Origin of the sequence: Pseudomonas lini (genome assembly GCF_964063345.1) — a bacterium.
Classification (GTDB): domain Bacteria; phylum Pseudomonadota; class Gammaproteobacteria; order Pseudomonadales; family Pseudomonadaceae; genus Aquipseudomonas; species Aquipseudomonas lini_B.
Genome location: NZ_OZ061318.1, coordinates 2662090 through 2684558 on the forward strand (window position 1 = coordinate 2662090; position 22469 = coordinate 2684558).

The following is a 22469-nucleotide window of genomic DNA, read 5'->3' on the forward strand; positions in this document are numbered from 1 at the left end:
TGGCGTCGGTGTGAACAACACTTACCTCAACCCAACCACTAAAGAAGCCCCGTCTGCGCTACCATGCTTGGCCCGACGCGGCAGCCTGCTGCGCGCAGGAGTCAGCATGGCCCACCCGTTTGCAACGCTCACCCCAGACCTCGTGCTCGATGCCGTCGAAAGCATCGGCTTTCTCAGCGACGCACGCATTCTGGCGCTCAACAGCTACGAGAACCGCGTCTATCAGGTCGGCATCGAAGACTCCGAGCCGCTGATCGCCAAGTTCTACCGTCCGCAGCGCTGGACCAACGAAGCGATTCTCGAAGAACACCAATTCACCTTCGAACTCGCCGAGTGCGACGTACCGGTGGTCGCGCCGATGATTCACAACGGTGCCAGCCTGCACGAACACAACGGTTTCCGTTTCACCCTGTTTCCCCGTCGCGGCGGCCGCGCACCGGAGCCGGGCAATCTCGATCAGCTGTATCGCCTGGGGCAATTGCTGGGTCGCCTGCATGCGGTCGGTGCTACAAAACCGTTCGAACACCGTGAAGCGCTGGGGGTAAAGAACTTTGGTCAGGACTCGCTGACGACCCTGCTCGAAGGCAATTTCGTACCCAAAAGTTTGCTGCCGGCCTACGAGTCCGTTGCCCGCGACCTGCTCAAGCGGGTCGAAGAGGTCTACAAGGCCACGCCGCATCAGAACATCCGCATGCACGGCGATTGCCACCCCGGCAACATGATGTGCCGCGATGAGATGTTCCACATCGTCGACCTCGACGACTGCCGCATGGGCCCGGCGGTGCAGGATATCTGGATGATGTTGGCGGGTGATCGTCAGGAATGTCTGGGACAGTTGTCGGAATTGATGGACGGCTATAACGAATTCCACGACTTCGATCCGCGAGAGCTGGCGCTGATCGAGCCGCTGCGCGCCTTGCGCCTGATGCACTACAGCGCCTGGCTCGCCCGTCGCTGGGACGACCCGGCCTTCCCTCGCAGCTTTCCGTGGTTCGGCACCGAGCGCTATTGGGGCGATCAAGTATTGGCGTTGCGTGAGCAACTCGCCGCACTCAATGAAGAGCCACTAAAACTCTTCTAAACACCACGGACCTGTAGGAGCGAGGCTTGCCCGCGAAGAACGATAACGCGGTTTGTCTGACGAACCGCATCATCGTTCTTCGCGGGCAAGCCTCGCTCCTACAAAAAACATGACACATCTATACAATCCCCTCTTTGTTAGCTGCCTAAGCAAGGATTCTCATGCAAGCCGCCAACCCGCGTCGCGGGTACATCCTGGGCCTGAGTGCCTACATCATCTGGGGCCTGTTCCCGATCTACTTCAAAGCCATCGCCAACGTACCCGCCGTGGAGATCATCATCCACCGAGTGCTGTGGTCCGCGCTGTTCGGCGCTTTGCTGCTACTCGTCTGGAAGCATCCCGGCTGGTGGCGTGAGCTGCGGGAGAATCCGCGGCGGCTGGCAATCCTGGCCCTGAGCGGCACGTTGATCGCCGCCAACTGGCTGACCTACGTCTGGTCGGTGAACAACGGACGCATGCTTGAAGCCAGCCTCGGTTACTACATCAACCCGCTGGTAAACGTGTTGTTGGGGATGCTGATCCTCGGCGAACGGCTGCGGCGCATGCAATGGCTGGCGGTTGGCCTGGCGGCGGTCGGTGTTGCGCAGCAAGTGTGGCAAGTCGGCAGCCTGCCGTGGGTGTCGCTGGTACTGGCATTGACCTTCGGCTTCTATGGACTGATCCGCAAGCAGGCACCGGTCAAGGCGCTGCCGGGGCTGGTGGTGGAAACCTGGATGCTGGTGCCGATTGCCGTCGCCTGGTTGCTGTTCAATCCGACCGCGACCAGCGCGCAAGCCGAATTCTGGACCACCTCTGAAGCCTGGTGGTTGGTGGCTGCAGGTCCGGTGACGCTGGTACCGCTGGTGTGTTTCAACGCCGCCGCCCGGCATTTGCCCTACACCACCCTCGGATTTCTCCAGTACCTGGCGCCGACGCTGGTGTTGTTGCAAGCCGTTCTGCTGTTTGGCGAGCACTTGTCGTCCAGCACGCTGGTGGCATTCATCTTTATCTGGGCTGGTTTGGCGATTTACAGCATCGACGCGTGGATAAGTCTGCGCCGCCGTCGCTGATCAGAAAACGTACAAACCTCTACAGGCCACGTCTCTCGTGGCCTGCATCTATCCTTCCCAAGGTTATCCACAGTGTGATCCCCGGCGTTTGTGCGCAAGTCACTGAAACTGCTGGTTTTTTGATCAGATCCTGAAGAGCACCGGCCGACGTGGCCTGGCGAGGTGTCTCTACAGGTTATCCACAGGCAGGTGCACGTATAACTTGGATAACCTTTTCAAGGTTCGCTGCGCAGCACCAATTCGACCATCAGATCGTCCGCCAGGGTTTCCAGCCGCGATTGCAGCACCTCCAGCGACAATGTCAGCGGCACCGCAAGAATTGCCTCGGCATGGAACAGCGGCTCGCTGCTCATCGGCGCCGGTCGAACTTCGGTCACCAACTGCTCCAGGTTCACGCCCTGCTCGCTCAGCAGACGCGTAATGTCTCGCACAATGCCCGGACGATCATTGCCCACCAACTCCATGGCAATCGGCTTCCAGGTGCAGGACTGCTCGATGCCACTTTCGGCGATCAGCACGCGGATCCCTTGATCCGCCAATCTCTGTAAGGCGTCTACCAGTTCGTCGTAGGCCTCAGCCGGCACACCCACCCGAAGAATCCCCGCGAACTGCCCGGCCATACGCGACATGCGGCTCTCCAGCCAGTTACCGCCGTGCTCGGCAATGCATTGAGCAATGCGCTCGACCTGCCCGGGCTTGTCTGGCGCAATTACAGTGAGTACGAGATGGTCCATGGCGCAGCCCTCTGGTCATGACTTTTGTTATAGAAAAACAAGTATAGGCAAGGGGCTGGATTCGGCGCGATGCTGCTTTGGCTCCTGTTCTTGTGGCGAGGGAGCTTGCTCCCGTTCGGCTGCGAAGCAGTCGCAAGAAACAGCGAATGCGTTCTGTCTGAATAAATGCAGAGGGCCGCTTCGCGCCCCAGCGGGAGCAAGCTCCCTCGCCACAAAGAGCAGTGCCCCATAGCAGGGCTTCGAATATTATGTGTACAAGTTTTTATATTTAACTGGAACAATCCAATAGTTTTTTGAGAACATCCCGTGCCCCGACGTGACTGCAATGCGTCATGGGGTCGCAGAACGACGTAATTAGTCTAATTTTCACAACCGCAATTCATCATGTAGTATGCCGCAGCGCGCACTACATAACGCTGGATCGATGTCTGCCGCAGGTGCCGTCGCAACCCCTGAAAGCCCTGTCAGCAAGGCCGCAAAGCCGTTGATCGGATCGAACCCAGCCGCCAGCAATGGCATGTACTGGTAGATGGGTTTGTGGTTTAAATGGCCAGAGGCTTCATTGTTAAATTGAAGAGCTGAAAAGCGAAATAGCTGAGCAGAGTGAGGCAAGCAATGACTGAACACGTTCAAGTCGGTGGCCTGCAGGTCGCCAAAGTCCTGTTCGACTTCGTGAACAACGAAGCCATTCCCGGTACCGGCCTCACCGCCGACACGTTCTGGGCCGGTGCCGACAAGGTCATCCATGACCTGGCGCCGAAGAACAAAGCCCTACTCGCCAAACGCGATGATTTCCAGGCACGTATCGATGCCTGGCACCAGGCTCGTGCAGGTGTTGCGCACGATGCGGTGGCCTACAAAGCCTTCCTGCAAGACATCGGTTATCTGCTGCCAGAAGCGGCTGATTTCCAGGCAACGACACAAAACGTCGATGACGAAATCGCCCGTATGGCCGGTCCACAGCTGGTGGTGCCGGTGATGAACGCGCGTTTCGCGCTCAATGCCTCGAACGCCCGCTGGGGTTCGCTGTATGACGCGCTCTACGGCACCGACGCCATCAGCGAAGCGGACGGCGCGGAAAAAGGCAAAGGCTACAACAAGGTTCGCGGCGACAAGGTCATCGCCTTCGCCCGCGCCTTCCTCGACGAAGCCGCGCCACTGGCTGCTGGCTCCCACGTCGACTCCACCGGCTACAAGATCATTGACGGCAAACTGGTGGTCGCCCTCAAAGGCGGCAGCAACACCGGCCTGCGCGACGATGCCCAACTGATCGGTTTCCACGGCGATACGGCGGCTCCAACCGCGATCCTGCTGAAGAACAACGGCCTGCACTTCGAGATCCAGGTCGACGCCAGCACCCCGGTCGGCCAGACCGACGCTGCCGGTGTCAAAGACATCCTGATGGAAGCCGCGCTGACCACCATCATGGACTGCGAAGATTCGGTCGCCGCGGTCGATGCCGATGACAAAGTGGTGATCTACCGCAACTGGCTCGGCCTGATGAAGGGCGATCTGTCGGAAGAAGTCGCCAAGGGCGGTCAGACCTTTACCCGTACCATGAACGCCGATCGCACCTATACCGCCCTCGATGGCAGCGAACTGAGCCTGCACGGTCGCTCGCTGTTGTTCGTGCGCAACGTCGGTCACCTGATGACCATCGACGCGATCCTCGATAAAGACGGCAACGAAGTACCGGAAGGCATTCTCGATGGCCTGGTGACTTGCCTCGCGGCAATCCACAGCCTCAACGGCAACAGCTCGCGCAAGAACAGCCGTACTGGCTCGGTCTATATCGTGAAGCCGAAGATGCACGGCCCGGAAGAAGCTGCATTCACCAACGAGCTGTTCGGTCGCATCGAAGACGTCCTCGACTTGCCGCGCAACACCCTCAAAGTCGGGATCATGGACGAGGAACGCCGTACCACGGTCAACCTCAAGGCCTGCATCAAGGCTGCCGCCGAGCGCGTGGTGTTCATCAACACTGGCTTCCTCGACCGCACGGGCGATGAAATCCATACCTCCATGGAAGCCGGCCCGATGGTGCGCAAGGCCGACATGAAGGCTGAAAAATGGATCAGCGCCTACGAGAACTGGAACGTCGACATCGGTTTGAGCACTGGCCTGCAAGGTCGCGCCCAGATCGGTAAAGGCATGTGGGCCATGCCGGATCTTATGGCAGCGATGCTCGAACAGAAAATCGCCCACCCGATGGCCGGGGCCAACACCGCTTGGGTTCCATCGCCGACCGCCGCCGCGTTGCACGCGCTGCATTACCACAAGGTCGACGTGTTCGCCCGTCAGGCCGAACTGGCCAAACGTGCTCGCGCTTCGGTGGACGACATCCTGACCATCCCGTTGGCCGTCAATCCAGACTGGACCACGGAGCAGATCAAGAACGAACTGGACAACAACGCCCAGGGCATTCTCGGTTACGTGGTGCGCTGGATCGACCAGGGCGTGGGTTGCTCGAAAGTGCCGGACATCAATGACGTCGGCCTGATGGAAGACCGTGCGACGCTGCGTATTTCCAGCCAGCACATCGCCAACTGGCTGCGCCATGGCATCGTCACTGAAGATCAGGTAATGGAAAGCCTCAAGCGCATGGCGCCGGTGGTTGACCGTCAGAACGCCAACGACCCGCTGTACCGTCCGCTGGCACCGAACTTCGACAGCAACATCGCCTTCCAGGCGGCGGTCGAACTGGTGGTCGAAGGCACCCAACAGCCGAACGGCTACACCGAGCCGGTTCTGCACCGTCGTCGTCGCGAATTCAAGGCTGCCAATGGCCTTTGAGTAAACGCTGACGCCGGACATGAAAAAGCCCTGATCGAAAGATCGGGGCTTTTTTGCTTCAGATTGATCGTTCCCACGCTCCGCGTGGGAATGCAGCCCGGGACGCTCCGCGTCCCAAACGGACGCAGAGCGTCCATGGAGGCATTCCCACGCGGAGCATGGGAACGATCACGGCAAAGACCCCATCCCCAGCTCATGCTTGACCAATTCAAGCAGTTTGCCGCTATCGATGGGTTTGAGCAGAAAGTCCACTACGTGCAGGTGCATCGCTTCGATCGCATCTTTCACGTCAGCGTCACCGGAGACGATGATGATCGGTAACGCCGCACGCGCCGACTCCCGCACCTGACGGATCAGTTCCAGGCCATCGACATGTCTCATCCGCAGGTCGGTAATCACCAGCCCGATCGATGACTTCGCCTCCAGCAATTTGAGCGCCGCTTCGCCACTGGCTGCCGTCATGCAGTGAATGCCGTCCAGTCCCAGAATTTCCGACAGCAATTCCCGGGAGTCCTTATCGTCATCGACGATCAGCACCCGCTGCGGCGGCAAGTCTGGTTCCAACATGACGGCACTGAGCGCTTCGCGCTCGGCATCACTCAAAATATCGTGGTCGGACATGGCTTTCTCAACGTTTTCGATTCGATCCCTGACACAGTGGTCAGACATCGCTCAGCAGCCTTCAATGTGCACTTCGTCGGAAACATTTCCAATAGACAATGTAGGAGGTTTTTCCCACAGTTGTGTCAGACATTTCCCATATTACGGTCGCTGCACTGCCTACCTAGACTTACGTCCAATGGGCACCCTGCCCGCAGGGGCCGACCATGCCTGGAACGATCTGACACAACGATCCGACACAACAACGAAAAAGACTGCGGTAATGGTTATGAGTAAAGCGGACGCCTTCACCCAGGCAGGGAAAACCGCGGTGTTGCAGAACATCCAGGGCACTTTGCAATTCCTCCAGCGCTTCCCGCCGTTCAATCAGATGGAAAACGCCCACCTGGCCTATCTGGTCGAGCAATGTCAGCTGCGTTTTTATGGCCCCGGCGAAAGCATCATCAAACCTGCCGATGGCCCGGTTGAGCATTTCTACATCGTCAAACAGGGTCGGGTCGTGGGCGAACGTCCGCACACGGCCAAGGGCGGGACCGAAACTACCTTCGAAATCACCACCGGCGAGTGTTTCCCCCTCGCCGCGCTACTGGGGGAACGGGCGACTCGCACCGAACATCTGGCGGCCGAAGATACCTTTTGCCTACAGCTGAATAAGCTGGCGTTCATCAAACTGTTCGCACTTTCCAGCCCGTTTCGCGACTTTGCCCTACGCGGCGTCAGCAGTTTGCTGGATCAGGTCAATCAACAAGTCCAGCAAAAAGCCGTGGAGACCCTCGGGACCCAGTACTCGCTCAATACCCGGCTGGGCGAACTGGCCATGCGTCACCCGGTGACCTGCAGCCCGATCACGCCTCTGCGTGAAGCCGTGACGCTGATGCACGATCAGCAAGTTGGCAGCATTGTGGTGGTCGATGAGCAAAAGGCACCGCTGGGCATTTTCACCCTGCGCGACTTGCGGCATGTGGTGGCCAACGGCACCAGCGATTTCAATGAAGCCATCGAAGGGCACATGACCCGGGCGCCGTTTTACCTGACGCCGGACCACAGTGCCTTCGACGCCGCGATTGCCATGACCGAGCGCCACATCGCCCACGTCTGTCTGGTCAAGGATCAGCGTCTGTGCGGCGTGGTCTCGGAACGCGACCTGTTTTCCCTGCAACGGGTCGATCTGGTGCATCTGGCGCGGACTATCCGCAGTGCCCACAAGCTGGAAAACCTGGTGGCGATGCGCGGCGAAATCGGCCAATTAGTGGAGCGGATGCTGGCCCACGGCGCGTCCTCGACCCAGATCACCCACATCATCACCCTGCTCAACGACCACACCGTGTGCCGGGTGATTGAACTGGTGCTTGCCGAGAAAGGTGACCCTGGCGTGCCGTTCAGTTGGCTGTGTTTCGGCAGCGAAGGCCGCCGCGAGCAGACGCTGCACACCGATCAGGACAACGGCATTCTGTTCGAAGCCCGCGACGCGGCCCACGCCGCCGAGATTCGCGGCAAGTTGCTGCCCATCGCCCAACAGATCAATCAGAACCTGGCGCTGTGCGGCTTCACCCTGTGCAAAGGCAACATCATGGCCGGCAATCCCGAGCTGTGTTTGTCCCGGGCCGAATGGGCGCGACGTTTTGCGGCGTTTATCCGCGAGGCGACACCGGAGAATCTGCTGGGATCGAGCATCTATTTCGACCTGCGTGTGGTCTGGGGCGACGAGCGAGGCTGTGAGCAGCTGCGCCAAGGCATTCTCGATCAGGTCGGCGACAACCGTTTGTTCCAGCGGATGATGGCCGAAAATGCCCTGCGCAACCGACCGCCCGTGGGCCGTTTCCGCGAATTCGTGTTGGCTCGCAAGAATGGCGAGAAAGCCACACTCGACCTGAAACTCCAGGGTTTGACCCCTTTCGTCGATGGCGCTCGAGTGCTGGCCCTGGCCCACGGCATCGACACCAACAATACCCTGGAGCGCTTTCGTCAATTGGTGGACAAAGAGGTCATCGAACGGCTCGACGGCGCGGCGTACGAAGAGGCGTATCACTTCATTCAGCAAACCCGCATGCAGCAACATCAGCTACAGACCCGGGAGAATTTGCCCTACTCCAACCGCGTCGATCCTGACAGTCTCAATCATCTGGACCGACGCATCCTGCGTGAATCCCTGCGCCAGGCCCAACGCCTGCAAAGCAGCCTGACCCTGCGGTATCAGTTATGAGCCTGTTTTCATGGCTGCGCCCGGTCAGCCCCATTTTGCCCGGCGAACTGCAACAACGTCTGGAGCGCTTGCCTGCCGCGGCCGAGCTGGGTGATTGCAGTCTGCGCGAGCAACGCTGGGTGGTACTCGACCTGGAAACCACCGGGCTGAACCTGAACAAGGATCGGCTGTTGTCCATCGGCGCGGTGGTGATCGAGGACGGGGCGATCGATTTCAGCCAGCAGTTCGAACGCACGCTGCAATGCACCGAACTCAAACTCGGCCCCAGCGTGTTGATTCACGGCCTGGGCCCCAGCGCCATTGCCGCCGGCAGCGACCCCGCGCAGGCCTTGGTCGAATTCATGGAGTTCGTCGGCGACAGTCCGGTGTTGGCGTTTCATGCGCCGTTCGACCAGCACATGCTGGGGCGCGCGCTGAAAGAACATCTGGGTTACAAGTTGCAGCATCCGTTTCTGGATGTGGCAGACATCGCGCCGCTGCTGTGCCCGCAGGCGCACTTTCGCGAGGCCGGGCTGGACGAGTGGATCGACTGGTTCAAGCTGGAGGTCTTCGAGCGGCATAACGCCAGTGCCGATGCGTTGGCGACGGCGGAGCTGGTGCTGATTCTGTTCAGCCGAGCGCGGCAGCAGCAGATTCATAGCCCGTTGAATTTGCAGCAGCGGCTGAGTCAGTGGAAGCGGCGGCGGCAAGCGCCTTTGTTCTAGATCTTCGGTGACTGTTCGGGCCCCATCGCGGGCAAGCCACGCTCCCACAGGTTTTTCGTCGTCCGCCGATTTCGCAAACGGCACAAAACCTGTGGGAGCGTCGCTTGCCCGCGATGAACGATAACTCGGTCTGACTTGATATTCCCCTGCTGAAACCACCCGACCAGCGCCAATTGCTTACCTCCCCCGCCTCTGCCACAATCGCGAACAATTCTCGTTACTTAACACTTCTCATTCGGTGATGTTGCGTGTCGTCAGTCCAAAGCCCTCACAGTGAGCTCGTTGGTGCGCTGTATCGCGACCATCGCGGTTGGCTATTGGCCTGGCTGCGGCGCAACGTGGCTTGCCCGCAACGGGCCGAAGACCTGAGCCAGGACACCTTCGTGCGCTTGCTGGGCCGTGATGAATTCAAGGAGCCTCGCGAACCCCGGGCGTTTCTGGTGGCGATCGCCAAGGGCCTGCTGTTCGACTATTTCCGCCGCGCCGCGCTGGAACAGGCCTACCTCACCGAGTTGATGCTGATCCCCGAAGGCGAACAACCGTCGGTGGAAGAACAGCAACTGATCCTCGAAGACCTCAAAGCCATCGACCGCCTGCTGGGCAAGCTCTCGAGCAAGGCCCGGGCGGCGTTTCTCTATAACCGTCTCGATGGCCTCGGCCACGCCGAAATCGCTCAGCGTCTGGGCGTGTCGGTGCCGCGAGTTCGCCAATACCTGGCCCAAGGCATTCGCCAGTGCTACATCGCGTTGTACGGTGAGCCGGTATGAGCCCCGTCAGCTCCAAACCCGTGTCAGCGCAAGTGCTGGATGCGGCGATTGCCTGGCAACTGTCGCTGGATTCCGGCAACGCGGTCGAGCGCGAAGCGTTCGCCAAATGGCACGCCGCACACGAAGAACATGCTCGGGCCTGGCGTCAGTTGGGCATGCTCGACCAGCGTTTCAGCGTCGCCAATGGCCCGGCCCGCACAGCGTTGCTGCAATCGCGCGAAAGCATTCGGCGACGGGTGCGCAAGCTCGGCAGCGGCCTGGCCAGCATCGTAGCGGTGATCGGCCTGGCGCTGTTCGCCGGTGATCGCTATCTGCCCATCGACTATTGGCTGGCCGACCAGCGCACCGCCACCGGCGAGCAGCGCACTCTACGCCTGACCGACGGCACGCTGATCAACCTCAACACCCACAGCGCAGTGGATGTGCGCTTCGATGAGAAGCAGCGACTGATCGTCCTTCAGGAAGGAGAGATCCTTGTCGAAACCGGCCATGGCGATGCCCGGCCGTTTATCGTCGAGACCCGCGAAGGCAGCATGCGTGCACTGGGGACGCGGTTCCTGGTCAAGCGTGAAGACGAAGGCACGCGCCTGAGCGTATTGAAATCAGCGGTTGCCGCCCATCCAGAATCGAGCCCCGAGGAACAGATCCTGCGCGAAGGCCAGCAAGTGCTGATGCGCAGCAATGGCCTGGGACCGATCATCGCCCTCAGTCTCGGCGCCGATGCCTGGACTCGCGGCATGCTCGTGGTGGACAACGCGCGGCTGGCGGATCTGGTCCAGGAGCTCGGCCGCTATCGTCGCGGACATCTTGGCGTCACGCCGGAAGTGGCCGACCTGCGCATCACCGGCAGCTTCCCCCTGAACGATACCGACAAGGCGCTGAGTGCGCTTTTGCCGACCCTGCCGGTGCAGATCGAACAGCACACGCCATGGTGGGTAACGGTCGCGGCGAAGTCTGAGGCCAAGCCCTAAAAGGCGCTGCGCCTGATCCGCCGCCTTCGCGGGCAAGCCCGCTCCCACAGGTTTTGTCGTTCACAGAATTCCCGCTCGACACAAAACCTGTGGGAGCGTGGCTTGCCCGCGATGGGGCCATCTGCCTCACCGCAATTGATGAATCGAAATTATTTTCATCTCGCCCTATCACTTTTGGATTCTCGTCCGGCACCTAGGCAATTGAGAAATATTTCCATTCAGGAGCCGCTGTATGTCCCGTTCGCTAGACACCGTGTTGCGCCCCCGTTTACTGGCGGTCGCCATTGCCCTTTGCGTCCCTTTGACCAGCGGTCCACTGATTGCCGCTGAACAGGCGTCCAGCGTTCGCGCCTACAACCTGCCGGCTGCGCCATTGGCCAGCACCCTGAACCAGATCGCCAGCCAGGCCGGTTTGGCACTGTCGTTGAATCCGTCGCTGGCAGCGGGCAAGACTTCGGCTCCGGTGAAGGGCCAGTTCGACGCCACTGGCGCTCTGCGGGAAGCCTTGCGCGGTACCGGTCTGCAACTGGAACAGAGCAGCGCCGGCACCTACAGCCTGGTGGCCACGCCCGAAGGTGTGATGGCGTTGCCGGAAACCGCCGTCATTGGCCTGGAAAATGCGGAAACTGCCTGGGGCCCGGTCGAAGGTTACGTTGCCACGCGCACCGCCGCAGGCACCAAAACCGACACCGCGCTGGTCGAAGCGCCGCGTTCGATTTCCGTCGCCACCCGCCGGCAAATGGAAGATCGTGGTGTGCAAAACCTCGATGACGCCGTGCGCTACATGCCCGGCATCGTCGCCAGCAGCTACGGCAGCGACACCCGAGACGACTGGCTGCGGGTACGCGGTTTCGAGCCGACACAGTTTCTGGATGGCCTGCCCTTGCCGAGAGGCGTTTACGCCAACCCGAAACAGGAAACCTGGAACCTTGATCGCCTGGCCCTGCTGCGCGGCCCGGCCTCTTCAGTTTACGGCCAGACCCCGCCGGGCGGCCTGCTGGACATGGTCAGCCGTCGTCCCAGCGCCGAGTCGAGCAACGAAATCCAGGTGCAATATGGCAGCGACAATCATCGCCAGATTAACTTCGCCAGCACCGGTAAGATCGACGACGAAGGCCAGTTCCTCTACGGTTTGAGCGGTGTGGTACGCGACAGCGGCACGCAGATCGACCACGTCGACAACAAGCGCTACAACATCGCACCGAGCCTGACCTGGAACATCGATGAAGACACCAAATTCACCCTGCTGACGCAATTTACCCGTGACGACACAGGCATCACCAGCCAGTTCCTGCCCGTGCAAGGCACGAAGATCCATTCGCCGCTCGGCGATATCTCCCATCACAAAAACCTCGGTGACCCGGACTGGGAATACTACGACCGCACCTATTACGCGCTGGGCTACGCCTTTGAGCATCGTTTGAATGATGTCTGGCAGTTCAAGCAGAACCTGCGGTACACCAAATCGGACCTGTCCTTCCAGGCTCTTACCCCCGGCGCCTACCCGTTCACCCAGGTCGATGCCGAGGGCAACGTTGGCCGCTCGAGCACCAGTGCCGACGAGGACATCAGCCAGTTCGCCGTGGACAACAACTTCCAGGGCGACTTCGCGACCGGCGACATCCGTCACACCCTGTTGATCGGCCTCGATCACCAACGCACCAACACCAACTACACCTCGATCTTCGGTGACGGTCTGGCCACCAACGTCAACAACCCGATCTATGGCCAGCCAATCGTTCGCCCGCCACGCTCGACGGCGTTCTATGACTATGACCAGAAGACCTACCAGACCGGTTTGTACGTCCAGGACCAAATGGCCCTCGACCAATGGCGTCTGACCCTCGGTGGTCGTGAGGACTGGATCCACACGGGCACCAAATTCTTCAACAAAGGTGATGCCACCAACACCGAACGGGACAAGAAATTCAGCGGCAACGCAGCGATCAGCTATGTGTTCGACTCGGGCTTCGTACCCTACCTGTCCTACGCCGAGTCGTTCCAGCCGACCAGCAAAGCCACGGCATCGCCGACCGAGTCGTTCAAGCCGACTGAAGGCAAGCAGTGGGAACTGGGCATCAAGTACCAACCGCCGGGCAGCAACACCCTGCTGACGGCAGCGGTCTATGACCTGACCCAGAAAAACGTCTCCGTCACCACGACCAACTCGGACAACGTCTCGATTACCAGCCAGACCGGCGAAGTGAAGGTCAAAGGCCTGGAGCTGGAAGCCGTTTCCGACGTCACCGACAACCTGAAAGTCATCGCCGCCTACACCCTGGCCAAGTCCGAAGTGCAAAAGGGTGACTTCAAGGGCAATCGCCTGCAACTGATGCCTAACCAGCAAGCGTCGCTGTGGGCCGATTACACCTGGCACAACGGTGTGCTGGATGGTTTCGGCATCGGTGCCGGCGCACGCTACACCGGCAATACTTATGGCGACCAGGGCAACACCTGGCTGGGCAAGGCTGATGCCTACACGGTGTTCGACGCGGCGGTCCATTACGACTTGGGCCGTCTGGATAACAGTCTGAAAGGTGCGTCACTGGCGCTGAATGCCACCAACCTGTTCGACAAGGACTACATCTCCACTTGCGACGGCTTCTACTGCTACTACGGCGACCAACGCAGCGTCGTCGCCAGCGCTTCCTACAAGTGGTAATCGCCTGAACTGACACGCGCCACGACCAGGCCGTCCTTCGAGGACGGCTTTGGTCTTTCTGAAGGCCATGAAATGAAAAGCAAAACCATCCGCCGCTGGTCATTCGTTCACACCTGGACCAGCCTGATCTGCACGGTATTCCTGCTGATGCTGGCCCTCACCGGCCTGCCGTTGATCTTCCACCACGAGATCGACCATCTGCTGGGCGATGCCGCCGAGTTGAAATCGATGCCGGCCGATACCCCGCAGCTGAATTTGCAGCAGTTGGTGCAAGCGGCTGAAAAGCATCGTCCCGGCGAGGTCATGCAATATTTCGGCTACGACGAAGAAGACCCTAACGGCGTGATCGCCATCATGGCGCCCACCGCCGGCACCGAGCCGAACTCGTCCCACACTTTCATGCTCGACGCTCGCACCGGCGAATCATTGGAAATGCCATCGGCCAACGGCGGGCTGATGATGGTCATGCTGCGTCTGCACGTGGACCTGTTCGCCGGCCTGCCGGGCAAGTTGCTGCTGGCGTTCATGGGGATTCTGTTTGTGCTGGCGATTGTTTCCGGAACGGTGCTGTACCTGCCGTTCATGCGGCGCTTGAAGTTCGCCACCGTGCGCCACGACAAATCCACCCGTCTGCGCTGGCTCGACCTGCATAACCTGATCGGCGTGGTGACCCTGACCTGGGCGCTGGTGGTCGGCGTGACCGGCGTGATCAGCGCGTGCGCCGACTTGTTGATCGCGGCGTGGCGCAACGACAGCCTGAGCGCGATGGTCGCGCCTTACCGGGATGCGCCGCCGCTGACTCAATTGGCGCCTGCGACCCGTCTGCTCGACATCGCCAAAGACGTCGCGCCGGGCATGCAGCCCGATTTCATCGCCTTCCCCGGTACGCGGTTTTCCAGCGAACACCATTACGCCGTGTTCATGAAAGGCAGCACCCAGCTGACCTCGCACTTGCTGACGCCGGTGCTGATCGACGCGAGCACCCTGCAAGTCACGGCGGTGGCCGAACGGCCGTGGTACATGGACGCCATGGGCATGTCGCAGCCGCTGCACTTCGGTGATTACGGCGGCATGCCGATGAAGATCCTTTGGGCGACCCTCGATGTGCTGACCATCATCGTGCTCGGCAGCGGGGTTTATTTGTGGGTGGTGCGGCGCAAGGTCGCGAAACCTGTGCTCGAAAACGCGGAGTGCCCGACATGAGGCCGAGACAGTCGAATTTCTGGAAGGTCTTCGCCACACCCACCGTCATCGCCCTGCTCAGCGCAGCGGGTCTGTTTGCCGCACTGCTGGGCGATGGCGTGTGGGATGCATTGAGTTGGCTCGGGCTGGGGATCCCCGCCGCCCTCGCCTTGCGCGGGTTGCTGCAACGCCATTAAACAGCACAAAACCTGTGGAAAATGTGGGAGCGGGCTTGCTCGCGAAAGCGGGGTGTCAGGTGAAATAAATGCCAACTGATACACCGCTTTCGCGAGCAAGCCCGCTCCCACACTTAAACGCTAAAGCGCTATGCTGCCGACACTGCCCACGATTGAGATCGTCGCCATGTCCGTCCCCAGCATGACCTTGTTCCACAACCCTGCGTCGCCCTTCGTTCGCAAAGTCATGGTGCTGCTGCACGAAACCGGTCAAACGAACCGCGTGGCGCTGCAAGCCAGCCAGCTCACGCCGGTCAGCCCGGATCTGGCCCTCAACGAAGACAACCCGCTAGGTAAAATTCCGGCCCTGCGCCTGGCCGACGGCAATGTGTTGTACGACAGCCGAGTGATCCTCGACTATCTCGATCATCAGCACGTCGGCAATCCGCTGATCCCTCGCGACGGCTCGGCGCGCTGGCGGCGCCTGACCCTGGCTTCCCTGGCCGACGGGATCATGGATGCCGCGGTGATGGTTCGCTACGAAGTGGCCCTGCGCACCCCGGAAAAACACTGGGACGAGTGGCTCGACAGTCAGCGCGACAAGATTCGCCGCGCTCTGGCACTGCTGGAAGCCGACGCGATTGCCGAGCTGACCAGCCATTTCGATGTGGCGGCAATCAGTGTTGCCTGTGCCTTGGGTTATCTGGATCTGCGCCATCCGGATCTGGAATGGCGCAAAGAGAATCCTAAGCTGGCAGAGTGGTATTTTGAGGTGAGTCAGCGGCCTTCGATGATTGCGACGATGCCCAAGGTTTAGATGTTCGCTGGCTGTACCGGCCTCTTCGCGAGCAGGCTCGCTCCCACAGGGGACTTGTGTTGTTCATTCCATATTTGTAACAACACAGAGCCAATGTGGGAGCGGGCTTGCTCGCGAATGCACCACACCGGATCCAACGGAAACAACCCGGCAATCCGCGTCGCCAACACCTCTCCCACCCGCTGATCCTCGCGCAACCCCAACGACCGGCTCATTCCACGGCTCCAATATCAAAAGCCAGCGGCTTGGCGGGTTTCTGCCCGATCCCGTACCAGTCCAGCTTGCGGGTCAGCACCATGAACACACCCAGCAGACCGAACAACAGCAGCGAGCCCATCAACAGCGCGTAATCCTCGGCACTCAGCAAGCCGTAGAGCAAGCCATACAATGCCGCCAGCCCCGCCGAAAAACTCAAACCGTGATGCACGCTGCGTAGCACATGACAGACATAGAAACCGATCAACAACACACAACCACTCGCCGACAGCAGATACGCCAGGGCGAAGCCGATGTGTTCGGACAGCGACAACAGCAACAGGTAGAAGAACGCCAGCGCCACGCCCACCAGTGCGTATTGCACCGGGTGTACTGCCAGGCTTTTCAGCACTTCGAAGAGGAAGAAACCGGCGAAGGTCAGGACGATGAACAACAACGCGTATTTGATTGCCCGGTCGCTTTTCAGGTACTGGTCCACCGGGTCGATGAAACTCACGCCGAAGCTGCGACCGCTGAACGCCTCGCACTGGCCGCCAGACACGCAACTGTTCAACGCCTCTTGCAGGTTGGTGGAGAAAAACGAGGTCTGCCAATTGGCGGTGAAACCCTGATCGGTGATTTCACGCTGGGCCGGCAGGTAGTTGCCGATGAAGCTGGGATGAGGCCAATTGGCGGCCAGTGAAACCTTGCTGGTCTTGCCCACCGGGAGAACCTGCAACTGACCGGTGCCTTGCAGGCGCAAATCGAAACCGAAGGCCAGTTCCGTAGCCTGTTGGGTGTTCAGCGCTGGCAGCGTCACGTGCACACCCTCGCCCAACCAGCCCACCTGGCTACCCGGTACAAAATCCAGGCTCTGGCCATTGAGTTCGAGTTTCAGCGCATTCTCGATGCCGCGAATGTCGCTGATGCCAACGGCCAGGAACGGTTGGTCGAAGCGGTAGTCGGCGAAGTCTTCCTTGATGCCCAGTTGTGCCGGAACCGAGAACTGCCCGCTAATGCGGTTGTCGGCATGAAACAGCCGTGCCTCGTAGATACCCCGGGCGCGCAGTTCGGTCTGGACCTGGCCGTCCAGCTCGAAGCGCTCCGGCAGGAAATACAAACGCCCGCGTTCCTCGCCAACGTCCTGGTAACGCTGGTTGGTTTTCTGGTTGGTTTTCCAGGTACGCACCGTTTTGCGATAGGGCACCACCATCAGCGGGCCGCTCAGTTGCTGGCTGTAACTGGAGCTGCGGGCGATGTCTTCGAGTACGCCATCGCGCAGTTGTTGCCGATCCTCGATCACGCCGTTGATCATCAGCAACGGGATCAGCAGCAACAGAATCAAAAGGGCAATCGCCCCGAGTTTTAGGGTCAGGCTACGGTTCATGGGACTCTCCCTGTTTGGATGGGGAAAGTCTGGGTCAGTTGTGTGGGGGTTTCGTGGAGGATCTGTGGGGATTACGTGGAAATACCTGTAAAAGCCTTTTGGGTCTTGGCACACTGCGCCACCTTCAGGCCACTGCGGGTATCTGCACCCATTCCGGATACGTTTTACTGCCAGCTACAGTTCAGATTTTCGCCCCTTTGTTTGATCCAAAGGAGGCCAGACAAGGAGCGCCTCTTTGCGAAATAACTCATTCGACCTGATCAGACACCTCGCTGCCCTCATGGTCCTGGTCAGCCATCACTTTGTGCTGTCGGGCATGAGCGAGCCGGGGATAGCTGGTTACAACTCGTTGGGCGGTATGGCGGTCATTTGCTTCTTCGCTATTTCCGGGCTGTTAATTACCCTCAGTTATTTGAACGCCGCAAGCTTTCAAGACTACCTGGCAAAGCGTGTCGCTCGAATCTTTCCGGCGCTCATCGCTTGCTCATTTTTGATGACCTACGTGGCCGGAGCGTTCTTTGCCAGCGACTATGTCTTGGGAAAAGAGGCCTTGGTCGACTTTCTGCGCATTTCAGCCTTTGGACGTGCTTCCATTGATGAAGTAACCAGCGACTTCATCTTCAGCGAATCCTTTAACGGAAGCCTGTGGACGTTAAAGATCGAGTTCGTTTTTTACATTCTGCTGGCGGTAGTACTGACCTTGTATCGCAGCGCCTTGATGCCTCTGGCTTTGTTACTCCTGTTTGGCCTCGCAACCTTTTTCCTGAGCAACTACATCACGGGCGCACTGGCGCAGAAATTTCTGGCCTACTGCGCCGCGGGCATAGCGTTTTTCTCGGGATCATTGATCGCCTTTCATCGACATCACTTCAACAGCCCTCGCACAAAAGCAATCGTATTGGCCGCCTCCATCCTACTGATAGTAGTTTCGTTGGGGACTTCGTCCGTGTGGGTCACCGCGACCCTGGGGGTTAGTCTGGCAACCATCAGCGTGGGCTTGTTGTACGTAGATAAAACCATCAGGGGCCGGTTTGATATCTCGTATGGCATCTACCTGTATGCCTTTCCCGTGCAACAACTGGTCATCAATAAAACCCCACTGGCCTTTTTACCGTCCATTGTTGTCACGACGCTTATTGTCATCGGCCTGGCAACACTTTCATGGCTGTTCATCGAGCAGCCGGCACTCAAGTTCGTGCATAGAAACAAGGCCCGAAAATCAGTGCCTGGCTGGCTAGCGCCTTGAGTCAATGACGAGTCGCCTCAGGCAAATGCAACTTGGCCTCTACACCGCCAGCAACGTTGCCTACCCACAGTTGGCCGCCATGCAGTTTGACCACTTCCTCAACGAAGTTAAGCCCTAGCCCCGTACTCTTGCGCCCACTGTCCGGGCGCGGCAGTGAATAGAAGCGCTCGCTCAAGCGCGGCAATGCATAGTCGGGAATCGCCTCGGCCTGGTTGAATAGCCTGAACTCAATGCGATCATCGATTCGTTCGGCGCACAAACGCAGCACACCGCGAGCTGGGGTGAAGTCCAAGGCATTCTCCAGCAGATTGCCCAGTGCCTGACGCAACAGAAACGGCTCGCCGAGCAGGTTCAAATCTGCTGCAATTTGCAGTTCCACATGCAACTGCTTGCCTTCGATTCGCGCAGCCTGCGCGCTCAACAGCTCGTCCACCAAACTCGCCAACGGCACGGCCACCCGCTCTTCCAGCCCTTGGCGCTGTTCCACCTGCGCGAGGTTCAACAGTCGTTCGATCAACTGCTGCATGCGTGCACTTTCGCTGTCGATGTTGCTGACAAATCGCTGCTGCTGAGCCAGCGGCATCTCACCTTGCAGTAACTCCGCCGCACCACGAATCGCCGCCAGCGGGCTTTTCAATTCATGGGTCAGGGTGTGCACATAACGCTCGACGTAGGCTTTGCCTTCGAGCTGGGTGCGCATCTGTTCCACCGCCGTGGCCAGTTGCTCCAGCTCGCCGCCACGATAATGCGGCACCTCGACCCGACGACCTTCGCTGACTGCCTGGGCATACGCCGTCAACCGCCGCAGCGCCGCGCTCAGCCACCACGACAACAACGCACCGAACAGCAAACCCAGGCCAATCAGCCCGGCACCATAAATCAGCAATCGCCGCTCGGTGCGATCAACGTAGGGCTGCAGCGAGCTGTTGGGTTTGGCCACCGTCACCACGCCGATGATCTGGCCGTTGTCGCGAATCGGTGCACCGACGTGCATCACCGACGAGTTCGAATCATCCGGGTTGCTGCGCGTCGAACGAGCGCCGTATTCGCCGCGCAAGGTCAGGTAGACGTCGTTCCAGCGCGAGTAGTCCTGGCCCACCGCGATGCCGCTGGAATCCAGCACCACAATGCCCTTGGCATCGGTGACGTAAATCCGGTGGTTGACCTGATTCTTCGGCATGCCCCAGATACTCGCCTTCGGTTGCCGTTCACCATAAGCCTTGAGCAACTCGGGCCAGCGGTTCTGGCTGAGGGTGCCAGCCTTGAAGTCGTCGCGCAGGATCTCGGCCATCAGGTTGGCGGTGTCCACCAGGGTTTCTTCGGTGGACTGGCGCACGCCGGGGCGAATTTCTTCCATCACGGTATTGAGCACGAAGTAGCCGGTCAGGCCGATGAACAGCACGTAGACCAGGAAAATCCGGATCCCCAATGGCATCAGCTGTGTCCCGGGCTGTAGCTGTAACCGAGGCCGCGGTGAGTCTGGATCGGCTCGGCGTCGGCCTTCACCTGGCGCAATTTGGCGCGCACGCTCTTGATGTGGCTGTCGATGCTGCGCTCGTAGCCGGCATCGGCGGCCACACCCAGCGCATCGAGCAATTGCTCGCGGCTGAAGACTCGTTCGGGTTGCTCGAGCAGGCATTGCAGCAAACGAAACTCATGGCGAGTCAGGCTCAGCGGCTGGCTGCGATAGCTGATCTGCACCCGTTCACTGTCGATGCGAAACAGCGCGGACGCCGCCTCCGCCACCGGTCGTGGCGCCATGCGCTTGAGAATCGCCCTGACCCGCGCCGCCACTTCCCGGGGGCTGAACGGTTTGACCACGTAATCGTCGGCACCGATTTCCAGACCGACCACGCGGTCGATCTCTGCATCACGGGCGCTGAGAAAAATCACCGGCACTTCGCTGAAACGCCGCAACTGCTTGCAGGTCTCGAAGCCACTGATGTCTGGCAGGCCGATATCGAGGATGATCAGGTCGGCCGGCGTGGCGCGCTGATGTTCAAGCGCCGCCGCGCCAAGGCTCAACCAGGTGGTGGTAAAGCCCTCGCCCTGCAAGGCGAAAATCAGGGTGTCGGCAATCGCCGCTTCGTCTTCGACAATCAGGATATGAGGCATGGCGTCCGAGCCCGCTAGTTAAGTGGGCGAACGGTGCCCCAAGGCTGATTCGCCGTCAATCAGCAGTCGGGTTTGTCTGCCGTAAAACGCCGTGCCGGGTTCACCGCCGCACCGAATTCACGCAGCGCTTTGGCGCCGATCAACAACGGGTAATTGAAGCTGCTGCGGTCGGTGAGGTTGACCTCGACGGTGCGCTTGACGTTGCCCAGGCACAGTTCCAGATCGACCACTGGCCGCTTGGTGGGCTCGATCGCTTCCTTGTCATCGTCGTCTTCTTCGGAGCGGGTCTTGATCTTGCTGATCCGCGCGACCTTGTGTTCGTAAACCTTGTTGCTGGCGCCTTTGGTGGCGAGACGGAAACGCACCCACTCGTCGCCGTCACGGGTGAAGGTTTCGATGTCTTTGGCCGACAGCGACGCGGTCAGGGCGCCGGTGTCCATTTTGGCCTTGAGAACTTCGCCGCCGATTTCCGGCAGCGCGATGTATTCGTAACGCCCGTACAGGGTCGGCTCGGCGGCCAAAACCGGCAGGGCTACAAGGGCAAGCAGTGCAAGGATAGATTTCACGTAAGGGGCTTCCTTGTAGAGTGGGCAGCGGAATTTTAGAACCGCTGCCTTTGAATTCGTTCGTTCTTGAAATCGCTTCGCGGGCAAGCCCGCTCCCACAGGGTTTTGGGTTCGCGACAAAAAATGTGGTCAGCACAAAATTCCTGTGGGAGCGGGCTTGCCCGCGAATAGGCCAGATCAATCACCACAACAGCCTGACGGGTTCGAATTCGCTAAAGCATACCGCCGCAAACGTGAAACATTCGTCACCACTGATTTGGCGTGTCGCCTGAAGCTGCTTATCATGGCGCGCCCAAACGCTTTCAAGAGTTATTTATGCGCCGCCTGCTCACCGGCTGTTTCGTTACCCTGCTGCTGTTTCTTAACACCCTGGTGCTGTTCGGGCCTTTGATGGTGTTCGCCCTGCTGAAGCTGCTCCTGCCCGGGCGCTTTCGCGATTACGCCTCCTGGACGGTGATGTGGATAGCCGAAACCTGGGCCGAAATAGACAAGCTGATCTTTCGGCTGTGCATTCCCACCCAGTGGGACATTCGCGGCGGCGATGATTTGCGCCGCGACACCTCGTATCTGGTGATCGGCAACCATCAGTCCTGGGTCGATATCCCGGCCCTGATTCAGACGCTTAACCGGCGCACGCCGTTCTTCAAATTCTTCCTCAAGAAAGAACTGATCTGGGTGCCGTTCCTGGGTCTGGCCTGGTGGGCTTTGGACTATCCGTTCATGAAGCGCTACACAAAGGCGTTTCTGGAGAAAAACCCGGAGCTGGCCGGCAAGGATCTGGAGATCACTAAACAAGCCTGCGAGTTGTACAAACGTCAGCCAGTGACGGTGGTCAATTACCTGGAAGGCACTCGATACACCTCGGCGAAAAGCGCCCAACAGCAGTCACCGTTCACCCACCTGCTCAAGCCCAAGGCTGGCGGCGTGGCTTTTGTGCTGGCGGCGATGGGTGAACAGCTGGATGCCGTTCTCGATGTGACAGTGGTGTATCCACAGCAGAAGATTCCAGGGTTCTGGGATTTGATCAGCGGCAACGTGCCGAGGGTGATCATCGACATCCGGACCCGCGAACTGGACCCGGCGCTGTGGCAAGGCGATTACGAAAACGATGCGGCGTTTCGCGAAACAATCCAGAACTGGGTCAACCAGCTCTGGATCGAGAAGGACCGGCGCATCAAGGCGCTACGCGCCGAAGGCTGA

Annotated in this window: 20 protein-coding genes; 13 read left to right on the forward strand and 7 right to left on the reverse strand. The window is 59.6% G+C overall.

The window, feature by feature from the left end:
• The first annotated feature begins 106 nt into the window (after positions 1-106).
• Positions 107-1081, forward strand: coding sequence for a serine/threonine protein kinase (locus AB3226_RS12090; RefSeq protein ID WP_123357589.1), 975 nt, complete (start codon positions 107-109; stop codon positions 1079-1081).
• Positions 1082-1242: 161 nt separating this feature from the next.
• Complete coding sequence (gene rarD / locus AB3226_RS12095; RefSeq protein ID WP_367373211.1) at positions 1243-2130, forward strand: EamA family transporter RarD; 888 nt, start codon at positions 1243-1245, stop codon at positions 2128-2130.
• 215 nt (positions 2131-2345) lie between these two features.
• Here rarD and AB3226_RS12100 read toward each other — a convergent pair whose 3' ends face one another.
• A complete protein-coding gene (locus AB3226_RS12100; protein WP_052967399.1) occupies positions 2346-2864 on the reverse strand; it encodes a glycine cleavage system protein R in 519 nt (172 codons plus the stop codon).
• 366 nt (positions 2865-3230) lie between these two features.
• Positions 3231-3497: a hypothetical protein gene (locus AB3226_RS12105; protein ID WP_131816009.1), complete on the reverse strand. Its 267-nt coding sequence runs from the start codon at positions 3495-3497 to the stop codon at positions 3231-3233.
• On the opposite strand from AB3226_RS12105, the gene AB3226_RS12110 reads away from it, so the two are divergent.
• Positions 3480-5657 carry a malate synthase G gene (locus tag AB3226_RS12110; protein ID WP_367373212.1) on the forward strand — a complete coding sequence of 726 codons (2178 nt, stop codon included), beginning with the start codon at positions 3480-3482 and terminating at the stop codon, positions 5655-5657. The two genes, AB3226_RS12105 and AB3226_RS12110, sit on opposite strands and share 18 nt — an antisense overlap.
• Positions 5658-5825: 168 nt before the next feature.
• On the opposite strand, the gene AB3226_RS12115 is transcribed toward AB3226_RS12110, so the two are convergent.
• Entirely contained in the window at positions 5826-6278 is a 453-nt protein-coding gene (locus tag AB3226_RS12115) for a response regulator (RefSeq protein WP_367373213.1), read from the reverse strand.
• A gap of 262 nt (positions 6279-6540) precedes the next feature.
• Between AB3226_RS12115 and AB3226_RS12120 the strand changes: the two genes are divergently transcribed.
• The 8 genes from AB3226_RS12120 (at position 6541) to AB3226_RS12155 (ending at position 15760) form a co-directional block, all read left to right on the forward strand.
• The gene (locus AB3226_RS12120) at positions 6541-8481 is read left to right on the forward strand and encodes a putative nucleotidyltransferase substrate binding domain-containing protein (RefSeq protein ID WP_367373214.1); all 1941 of its coding nucleotides are present in this window, start codon (positions 6541-6543) and stop codon (positions 8479-8481) included.
• On the forward strand, positions 8478-9185 hold the full coding sequence (locus tag AB3226_RS12125) for a PolC-type DNA polymerase III (protein ID WP_367373215.1): 708 nt from the start codon (positions 8478-8480) through the stop codon (positions 9183-9185). Before AB3226_RS12120 ends, AB3226_RS12125 begins: the two co-directional genes overlap by 4 nt.
• 248 nt (positions 9186-9433) lie before the next feature.
• Positions 9434-9952 carry an RNA polymerase sigma factor gene (locus AB3226_RS12130; RefSeq protein ID WP_201061817.1) on the forward strand — a complete coding sequence of 173 codons (519 nt, stop codon included), beginning with the start codon at positions 9434-9436 and terminating at the stop codon, positions 9950-9952.
• Entirely contained in the window at positions 9949-10923 is a 975-nt protein-coding gene (locus AB3226_RS12135; protein ID WP_367373216.1) for a FecR domain-containing protein, read from the forward strand. The genes AB3226_RS12130 and AB3226_RS12135 overlap by 4 nt, the downstream gene beginning before the upstream one ends.
• Before the next feature lie 232 nt (positions 10924-11155).
• Positions 11156-13585, forward strand: a complete 2430-nt coding sequence (locus tag AB3226_RS12140; protein ID WP_367373217.1) for a TonB-dependent siderophore receptor — start codon at positions 11156-11158, stop codon at positions 13583-13585.
• A 72-nt stretch (positions 13586-13657) separates the two neighbouring features.
• On the forward strand, positions 13658-14788 hold the full coding sequence (locus tag AB3226_RS12145; RefSeq protein ID WP_367373218.1) for a PepSY-associated TM helix domain-containing protein: 1131 nt from the start codon (positions 13658-13660) through the stop codon (positions 14786-14788).
• Entirely contained in the window at positions 14785-14964 is a 180-nt protein-coding gene (locus tag AB3226_RS12150) for a hypothetical protein (RefSeq protein ID WP_305447174.1), read from the forward strand. Before AB3226_RS12145 ends, AB3226_RS12150 begins: the two co-directional genes overlap by 4 nt.
• A 166-nt stretch (positions 14965-15130) precedes the next feature.
• The gene (locus AB3226_RS12155; protein ID WP_038983590.1) at positions 15131-15760 is read left to right on the forward strand and encodes a glutathione S-transferase; all 630 of its coding nucleotides are present in this window, start codon (positions 15131-15133) and stop codon (positions 15758-15760) included.
• 211 nt (positions 15761-15971) lie between these two features.
• Here AB3226_RS12155 and creD read toward each other — a convergent pair whose 3' ends face one another.
• On the reverse strand, positions 15972-17342 hold the full coding sequence (creD, locus tag AB3226_RS12160) for a cell envelope integrity protein CreD (protein ID WP_367373219.1): 1371 nt from the start codon (positions 17340-17342) through the stop codon (positions 15972-15974).
• A gap of 235 nt (positions 17343-17577) precedes the next feature.
• Here creD and AB3226_RS12165 point away from each other — a divergent pair, with 235 nt between their 5' ends.
• Complete coding sequence (locus tag AB3226_RS12165) at positions 17578-18588, forward strand: acyltransferase family protein (RefSeq protein WP_367373220.1); 1011 nt, start codon at positions 17578-17580, stop codon at positions 18586-18588.
• A 1-nt stretch (position 18589) separates the two neighbouring features.
• Here AB3226_RS12165 and creC read toward each other — a convergent pair whose 3' ends face one another.
• The 3 genes from creC to AB3226_RS12180 are packed head-to-tail and all read right to left on the reverse strand — an operon-like array spanning position 18590 to position 21269.
• Positions 18590-20023, reverse strand: a complete 1434-nt coding sequence (gene creC, locus AB3226_RS12170) for a two-component system sensor histidine kinase CreC (protein WP_367373221.1) — start codon at positions 20021-20023, stop codon at positions 18590-18592.
• Complete coding sequence (creB, locus tag AB3226_RS12175; RefSeq protein ID WP_367373222.1) at positions 20023-20703, reverse strand: two-component system response regulator CreB; 681 nt, start codon at positions 20701-20703, stop codon at positions 20023-20025. Before creB ends, creC begins: the two co-directional genes overlap by 1 nt.
• Positions 20704-20762: 59 nt before the next feature.
• Complete coding sequence (locus tag AB3226_RS12180; RefSeq protein ID WP_367373223.1) at positions 20763-21269, reverse strand: ATP-dependent zinc protease; 507 nt, start codon at positions 21267-21269, stop codon at positions 20763-20765.
• Between the two features lie 315 nt (positions 21270-21584).
• Between AB3226_RS12180 and AB3226_RS12185 the strand changes: the two genes are divergently transcribed.
• Positions 21585-22469 (forward strand): acyltransferase, encoded by an 885-nt coding sequence (locus tag AB3226_RS12185; protein WP_367373224.1) that lies wholly within the window; start codon positions 21585-21587, stop codon positions 22467-22469.